This is a genomic window from Streptomyces sp. 8L (genome assembly GCF_020176795.1).
Taxonomy (GTDB): domain Bacteria; phylum Actinomycetota; class Actinomycetes; order Streptomycetales; family Streptomycetaceae; genus Streptomyces.
In genome coordinates, this window is the sequence record NZ_JAIUKE010000536.1 from 1 (window position 1) to 7449 (window position 7449).

At 75.3% G+C, this 7449-nt stretch carries 6 protein-coding genes; 4 read left to right on the forward strand and 2 right to left on the reverse strand.

What is annotated here, in order from left to right; genetic code table 11:
• Positions 1-1449 (forward strand): tetratricopeptide repeat protein (locus tag LCE31_RS33535; protein WP_225021223.1); only part of this gene is annotated, 1449 nt, incomplete at its 5' end.
• Between the two features lie 130 nt (positions 1450-1579).
• On the opposite strand, the gene LCE31_RS33540 is transcribed toward LCE31_RS33535, so the two are convergent.
• On the reverse strand, positions 1580-2275 hold the full coding sequence (locus LCE31_RS33540; RefSeq protein ID WP_225021225.1) for an alpha/beta hydrolase: 696 nt from the start codon (positions 2273-2275) through the stop codon (positions 1580-1582).
• A 138-nt stretch (positions 2276-2413) separates the two neighbouring features.
• Positions 2414-4243 (reverse strand): serine hydrolase, encoded by a 1830-nt coding sequence (locus LCE31_RS33545; protein ID WP_225021227.1) that lies wholly within the window; start codon positions 4241-4243, stop codon positions 2414-2416.
• A gap of 349 nt (positions 4244-4592) precedes the next feature.
• Between LCE31_RS33545 and LCE31_RS33550 the strand changes: the two genes are divergently transcribed.
• The 3 genes from LCE31_RS33550 to LCE31_RS33560 form a co-directional block, all read left to right on the forward strand.
• Complete coding sequence (locus LCE31_RS33550) at positions 4593-5264, forward strand: GntR family transcriptional regulator (protein WP_225021229.1); 672 nt, start codon at positions 4593-4595, stop codon at positions 5262-5264.
• Positions 5261-6568, forward strand: coding sequence for an MFS transporter (locus LCE31_RS33555; RefSeq protein ID WP_225021231.1), 1308 nt, complete (start codon positions 5261-5263; stop codon positions 6566-6568). Before LCE31_RS33550 ends, LCE31_RS33555 begins: the two co-directional genes overlap by 4 nt.
• Positions 6569-6697: 129 nt before the next feature.
• A partial coding sequence (locus LCE31_RS33560; RefSeq protein WP_374118635.1) for a calcium:proton antiporter occupies positions 6698-7449 on the forward strand: 752 nt, incomplete at its 3' end.

Below are 7449 nucleotides of genomic sequence, written 5' to 3' on the forward strand. Positions count from 1 at the left end.
AGCTCCTCGTCCGCGAGCGCGAAGGCCGGCGTGGCCGGCGGGCGGCCGGCCGGCCGCCCGCCCCCCGCGCGCGCGCCCCCCCCCCCGGGGGCCGCGGGGGGGGGGGGCGGCCGGCGCGACCCGCGGCTGCCCGCCTGGACGCGGGGCATGACGGCGGGTCACCGGGCGGGCGGCACCGCGCGATCGCGGCGGCCCGCGCCGGGGGCCGTCGAAGCGCTCACCGGTGCCTGGACGCGTGCCGTGCCCGGCGGGCCGCAGTCACCGGCCACCGCCCAGCGCCCCGAGCGGCGTCCCACCCCCACGCCGGAACGGCTCGCCGCCCTCGCCGACCGGCACCGCGCCGGCCTCGGCCTCGGCAGGCTCGGGCACTGGGACGAGGCAGGCGAGACACACCGCGCCGTCGCCGCGGAACGGGAACTCTTCCTCGGCCCCGACCATCCGGACACCCTCGACAGCCACTACGAACTGGCCTTCGCGCTCGGGCGGTCCGGCAGGCCCGCCGAGGCGCTGGCCCTCTTCACACGGGTCGCGGAGGGCAGGGAGCGCACCCTCGGCCCCGACCATCCCGAGGCGCTCGCGGCCCGGCAGGAGACCGCGTACGTCCTCGGCAGACTCGGCCGTCATGTCGAGGCGCACGAGGTCTACGCCGCGGTACTCGCCTCCCGGACCCGCACCATGGGCCCCGACCACCCCGACACCCTGCGCTGCCGCCACAACCTGGCCTTCAGCCTCAGCCGCCTCGGCCGCGTCGAGGAGTCGCTCGCGATGGCCCGCCAGGTCGCCACCGCCCGTGCCCGGGTCCTCGGCGACGTCCACCCCGACACCCTCGTCACCCGCTACGAGGTCGCCTACGCGCTCGGCAGGCTCGGCCGCTGGCAGGAGGCGCTCACCCTGTACCGGGAGGTCGCCGCCGCGCGCGCCCAGGCCCTGGGCGTCGACCACCGCGACACGCTCGCCGCGCGCTACGAAATCGGCATCTGCCTCGGCCGGCTCGGCCGCAGCGACGACGCCCTCGGTCAGTTCCGGGCACTGATCGGCGACCGGGCCCGCATCAGCGGACCCACCGATCCGGAGACGCTGCGCGCCCGGCACGGCCTCGGCGTGAACCTCGGCAGGCTCGGCCGCTGGGAGGAGGCCCTCGCGGAGGCCCGCGACGTGGCCGCCGTGCGCGGCCGGGTCCTCGGCCCCGACCACTTCGACACCCTCGTCAGCCGCCGGGAGGTCGCCGTCGCGCTCGGCTGGCTGGGCCGCTGGTCCGACGCGCTCACCGAGTACCGGGAGGTCTCCGCCGCCCGCGCCCGGGTCCTCGGCGAGGCGCACCCGGACACACTGACCGCCCTCGGCGACGAGATGCACTGCCTCCAGCAGCTCGGCAGCACGCAGGAGGCGGAGCGGCTGCGCCGCCGGATCGCCGCGCTGGGGGAGGGGCGCGGCCCCGCGACGGCTTGACCGCGCAGGCCGCGTATGCCGCGCGCGCCTCGTAACGCCGCACACGCCTCGTCCGCCGCACACGTCTCGTACGCCGCGCGCGCCTCGTTAACGCCGCGTACGCCGCCGCGCTGGGGCGGATTCCGGCGGATCAGGGCCTGGCAGCCAGCTCGATGAGGTGCCGGGCCGTACCGGCCGGGTCGACGATCTGATGGAGGTGCGCGCCGGGCAGGTGCGCAACCCGCCAGCCCCGTTCCCCCGCCTCGGTGGCGAGATCGTCGTACGGAGGGCCGAAGAGCAGGTAGGAACAGGGGTGGTCGTCCCAGCCGCCCGGCACCGGGACGTGCTGTTCGTAGTAGGACAGCGGCAAGGTGGGCTGTTCCCCGACGACCGTCTCCCGCAGCGCGGTGCCCTCGAACATGGGCGCGACGTCCGCCTCGTCCCACCAGTCGGTCCAGCGCGGCAGCCTGCCGTTCAGCGCCTTCGGACGGAGGAACTCCAGCAGTCCGGCGGTCGCGACCGGAGTGGAACCGGTCCTGGCGGGGAGCGCGGCGTCGACAAAGACCGAGCCGGCCACCGGGTGATCGAGGCCGCGGCGGATCGCGGGGACGAACAAGCCCGCGTTGCTGTGCGCCACCAGCACCACGGGCCGGCCGGCCGGAAGGGAAGCGAGGCCGTCGCGCACCGCGCCGACGACCGCGGGCCAGAACGGCGGTGCCCCGGAGCACACCCGCACCAGCGAGGGGAGCCGCACCTCGTACCCGGCCGCCGTCAGGTGGTCGGCCACCGGGCGCCAGGTCGAGGGGCCCACGGAAGGGCTGTGCACAAGGACGAACGTCGGCTGCATACGGGGAGCCTGCCGCCGCGGCACCGCGAAAAGCCACCGTGTCGGCCGACAGCGAACGGGTGACTCCGCCCCGGCAGCACGGACCCCGGCCGCCGGGGCTTCCCCTCGGCGTCCCGGCCGACCGGGTCCCGCGGCCCGTCAGGTCTCCGACCGCGTCCAGCCGTCGGCGGTGACCCGGGACGCGTCGCTCCGGCGCGTCTCGTCGAACGCCGTACGCGTTCCGTCGGCGACGCGCTGCCCGGCCACATAGACGCCGCGCCCCACATAGAGCGGATCGGTGGTGTACCGCCACCTCAGCCGCACCGGGGCGCCCCGACGGGCCGTCAGGTCGGCGGTGAGCGCATGCCAGACCCGGCCCGACCAGCCCGTCGCCATGCCGTCTTGATGGTCCTGGGCCGTCCCGCCGCCCGTGGTGGTGAACGGGACCGGCTGCCATGTGGTGCCCGCGTCCTGCGACGCCTCCAGGAACACGGCGTCGGACGCCGGCTCGGTGTCCCACCACAGCGAGGCCTCGTAGCGCGGGTGCGCCGCGGACAGCGTGAGGTCCGGAAGGGCCAGCGTGGCGGTGGTGGCGCTCGCCATGCCGGAGAACCAGGCCGCGCGCCCGTGCGGCGGAGTGACGGCGACGGCCCGCGCCATCCGGTTCCCCGCGGCCACGCGTGGGGCGCTGCCCGAGGGCCAGGTGCGCACCGGGTGGACGGAGTTGCCGAGTGCGATCAGGAACGAGTCGCTCGTCGGGTCGATGACGATGCTCGTCCCCGTGAAGCCGGTGTGGCCCGCGGTCGTCGGTGTGGCCATCGCGCCCATGTACCAGTGCTGGTAGAGCTCCCAGCCCAGGGCGTGGTCGTCGCCGGGGAAGTCCTCGTTGAAATTGGTGAACATCAGCTTCACCGACTCCGGCTCCAGGATTCTCGCCCCGCCGTACGCGCCGCCGTTGAGGAGCGTACGGGCGAGGATCGCGAGGTCCCAGGCGCGGGAGAACACCCCGGCGTGCCCGGCGACACCGTTGAAGGCGTACGCGTTCTCGTCGTGCACCTCGCCCCACACCAGGCCCCGGGTGAGGGGGGACCGCGGCGGGCGCTCGACCTCCGTCGCGGCGATCTTCCGCCGCCAGGACGCGGGCGGGTTGTAGCGGGTACGGGTCATGCCCAGGGGCTCGGTGATGCCGGTGCGGACCAGCTCGTCGAGCGGCCGTCCGGTGATCTTCTCCAGCACCAGCTGGAGGGAGATCATGTTGAGGTCCGAGTACAGGTAGACGGTGCCCGGGGTGTGGATCGGCGCCTCGTCCCAGAGGAGTTTCAGCATCGCGGCGCGGTCGGGCTCGTCGTAGAACGGCAGGTCGGCCTGGAGCCCCGAGATGTGCGTGAGCAGCATCTTGACGGTGATGTCCTGCTTGCCGCCGCCCGCGTAGGCGGGCAGGTAGCTCGCGACCTTCGCCCCGGCGTCGAGGCGGCCGTGTTCGATCTGCTGGACGGCCACGACCGAGGTGAACAGCTTGGACAGCGACGCCAGGTCGTAGACCGTGTCCTCGGCCGCGTCGATCTGCTGCCCGGCCGGGAACTCGATGCCGGTGTCGGTGGCGTCGTCGTAGCCGCTGTAGCGCACGGCCTTGCCGATGGGGTGGTGCAGCGCGACGGTGCCGCCACGGCCCGCGAGCAGCACCGCGCCCGCCCAGTACGGATGCTTGGGGGAGGGACCGAGGTACGCCTCCGCGTCCGTGACCAGGTGGTCCAGCTCGTCGCCCAGCAGGCCCGCCTCGCGGGCGGTGCCGCGGCGCAGTGTGGTGGTCGCGCGTCGGCGCCGGGCCGCCGCGGCGGACGGCGTGTCCCCGGCGGCGTGCGCGGCACCGGCGAACGGCAGCGGGCCGAGTGCCAGGGCGCCGCCCAGCGCCAGTGCCGCACCGCCGAAGAAGCGCCGGCTCACCGCTCTGTCCGCGCGGGCATGATCCTCCGTCAGGTCCTCTGTCATCGGGCGCCCTTCCCTGAAAGTATCTTTCGGGACTCAGCAAACAGCTGAAACTTTCTTGCGGGCGGACGGCACTGTCAACCCTCGGGCGGTGAGTCCCGTGAGACCGGGTGGGACACGCCGGACCATTCGGGCGAACGGCTGCCGGGTGGCGCTCCTCGACAGGCGGACGGCCGGTCCCGGCCCGGCGGCACCCCGGCCGCGCGGTGGGCCAGATCCGTCCGCCGGCCGGAAGGCGCCGCGGCTGTGTCCGGCGCGCACACGTCATGCGCTCCCACGAGAACGACTGGTGAGACGTGCTGTGCGAAGGGTTGCATCTATGCATGGATGCAACACTGGTACAGTGGCGATCATGCCCGACCCCACGCACCCGGCCAGGACCTCGGCGTCCGACACCGCCTACGCGCTCACCAAGGAACTCATCCTCACCGGCCGGCTTCCCGGCGGAAGCCTCATCAGCGAGGGCGAGATCGCCGAGCGGACCTCCCTCAGCCGGACACCCGTACGCGAGGCGTTCCTGCGGCTCCAGAGCGAGGACCTGCTCGAACTCCACCCGAAGCGCGGCGCCGTCGTCGTGCCCGTCACGCCGGGCGAGGCCGAGGACGTCCTCGAACTGCGCCAGGCGCTGGAGACCGCCGCCGCCGCGCCGCGCGCGCGGCGCGGCCTCGCCGCCCACCACGAGGCGGCGCTCAGAGAGCTGATCGAGCGCCAGCGCGACCGGGCTGCGGCGGCCGACGTCGAAGGCTTCGCGGCGGTGGACGAGGCCTTCCACCGCGGCCTCGTGGACGCCTCGGGCAACACCCTCTCCAGCCGCTTCTACGGCACGCTCACCGACCGCCAGCGCCGCATGAGCGTCTTCGCGCTGGCGCCCAGGCCCGAGCGGCTCGGCCTGCTGGTCGAGGAGCACACCCGCCTCCTCGGCCTGCTGCTGGAGCGGGACGCGGCCGGTTTCGCCGCCGCGCTCGACGCCCACCTCACCGGCACCCACCAGGCCGGAGCGGCGCGGAGCGGGGGGACCGCGTGACCGGCACCGCGGTGAGCGCCGGCTCGGGCGCCGGCGACCGTACGTCCAGCGGCGGCGCGAGCGGCACGGACAGGGGCACCGGCGGCGGAAGCGGCACGGGGAGCCTCGCCCGTACGGCAGCCGCGGCGATGTTCGCGTGCGGCTGGGGCGGCAACCAGTTCACCCCCCTGCTCCTCATGTACCGCCGCACCGGCGGCTACTCGGTGCTCAGCGTGGACGCGTTCCTCGGCGCGTACGTCGTCGGGCTCATCCCCGGGCTCCTCCTCGCCGGGCCCCTCTCCGACCGTTACGGCAGGCGTCGGGTCATGGCCGTGGGCACCGCCGCGTCCGCGGTGGCCAGCGCGGTCCTCGCGTTCGGCGCGGACGGCGCCCTGCCCATATACGCGGGCCGGCTGCTGACCGGGGTCGCCGTCGGCATCGCCATGTCCGTCGGCAGCAGCTGGGTCAAGGAGCTCTCCGCCGGCGCGGAAGACCCGACCCTCGGCGCCCGGCGCGCCTCTCTCTGGCTCACGGCCGGGTTCGGCCTTGGCGCGGGCGTCGCGGGCGTCCTCGCCCAGTGGGGCCCCTGGCCGATGGTCCTGCCGTACCTCGTGCACATCGCGCTCACCCTGCCCGCGCTCGCGCGGCTGCCGCGGGTGCCGGAGACCCGCGGCGCACCGGCGGGGGCCCGCCGCGGCCTGCTCGCCGACCTGCGCGTGCCCGTCCACGGCCGCCGCCGCTTCCGCCTGCTCGTCCTGCCCATGGCGCCCTGGGTGTTCGGCGCCGCCGGGCTCGCGTACGCGGTGATGCCCCAACTGGTGGACGACCGGCTCGGCAGCTGGGGGCTCCTCTACGCGACCGCGCTGACCGTCCTCTACCTCGGCACCGGGGTCGCCGTGCAGCCGCTCGCCAAGCGCCTCGACCGCGCGGCGGCCGGGCCGAACCCCGGCGTCGTCGCCATGACCGTGCTCCTCGCGGGTGCGGCCCTGTGCGCTGTCGACGCCGGGCTGCGCTCGCCCTGGCTCGCGCTGGTGGCGGCCGCGGTGCTCGGCGCAGGCTACGGGGTCGCCGTGGTCACCGGACTGCTCCAGGTCCAGCGCATCGCGTCGGCCGACGACCTCGCCGGCCTGACCGGCGTGTACTACGCGCTCGCGTATGCGGGGTTCCTGCTGCCCACCGTGCTCGCACTCGTCTCCGCCTGGGTGCCGTACCCCGTGCTGCTCACCGTGGTGACGCTGATCGCGGCGGGCTGCCTCGCCGTCGTCGCGACCGGTGCGCGCGGACGGCGTGCGGAGGCCCGGGCGCCCGTGACGACGGGCGGCTGAGCCCGCCGGGCCCGCCGTCCCGCGACCGGGCCGGCGGCGCCGCCGCACGGACCCCGTACGGCTCAGCACCCGGCCTCGGCCCACGTCGCCGACGCGCGCGGACGGCCGGGCTCTGGCAGCGTGTCGCGTATGACGACGAGCACCACGCCGCGGTCCCTGCTCTCCCGCTGGACCGTCGCGGTACCCGTCGTGGCCTTCGTCGCCCTGCTGCTCAGCTGGGGCCGCAAGGGCCTGCCCGGTTTCGCCGTGGCGCTCATCGCGCTCTGCCTCGCCGGTGCGGTGCTCGCCGCCGTCCACCACGCGGAGGTGGTGGCGCACCGCGTGGGGGAGCCGTTCGGATCGCTCGTCCTCGCCGTCGCCGTGACCCTCATCGAAGTGGCGCTCATCGTCACCCTGATGATCGACGGCGGTGGCAGGAGCCACGCGCTCGCCCGGGACACCGTCTTCGCCGCTGTCATGATCACCACCAACGGCATCGTGGGCCTCTGCCTGCTGATCGGCTCGCTGCGCCGCCGGGTCGCCGTGTTCAGCGCCGAAGGGGCCAGCGCCGCGCTCACCACCGTCGGCACGCTGGCCGCGCTCGGTCTTGTCCTGCCGACCTTCACCACGGGCACGCCGGGCCGGCGCTTCTCCGGCCCCCAGCTGACCTTCGCCGCGCTCGCCTCACTCGCCCTCTACTGCCTGTTCGTCACCGTGCAGACCGTGCGCCACCGCGAGTACTTCCTCCCGGTCGAGGACTACGGCAGGCCGTACGAGGCGGAGGACGGCGACGTGGACGGCGGCGGGCGGGACGGCGCGCGCCGGGCGGGCCGCGCGGCCGAGCGGGAGGGAACGGGAGAAGGCCCGGACGCCGAGGTGACGGAGGGGACCGGGAACCGGGA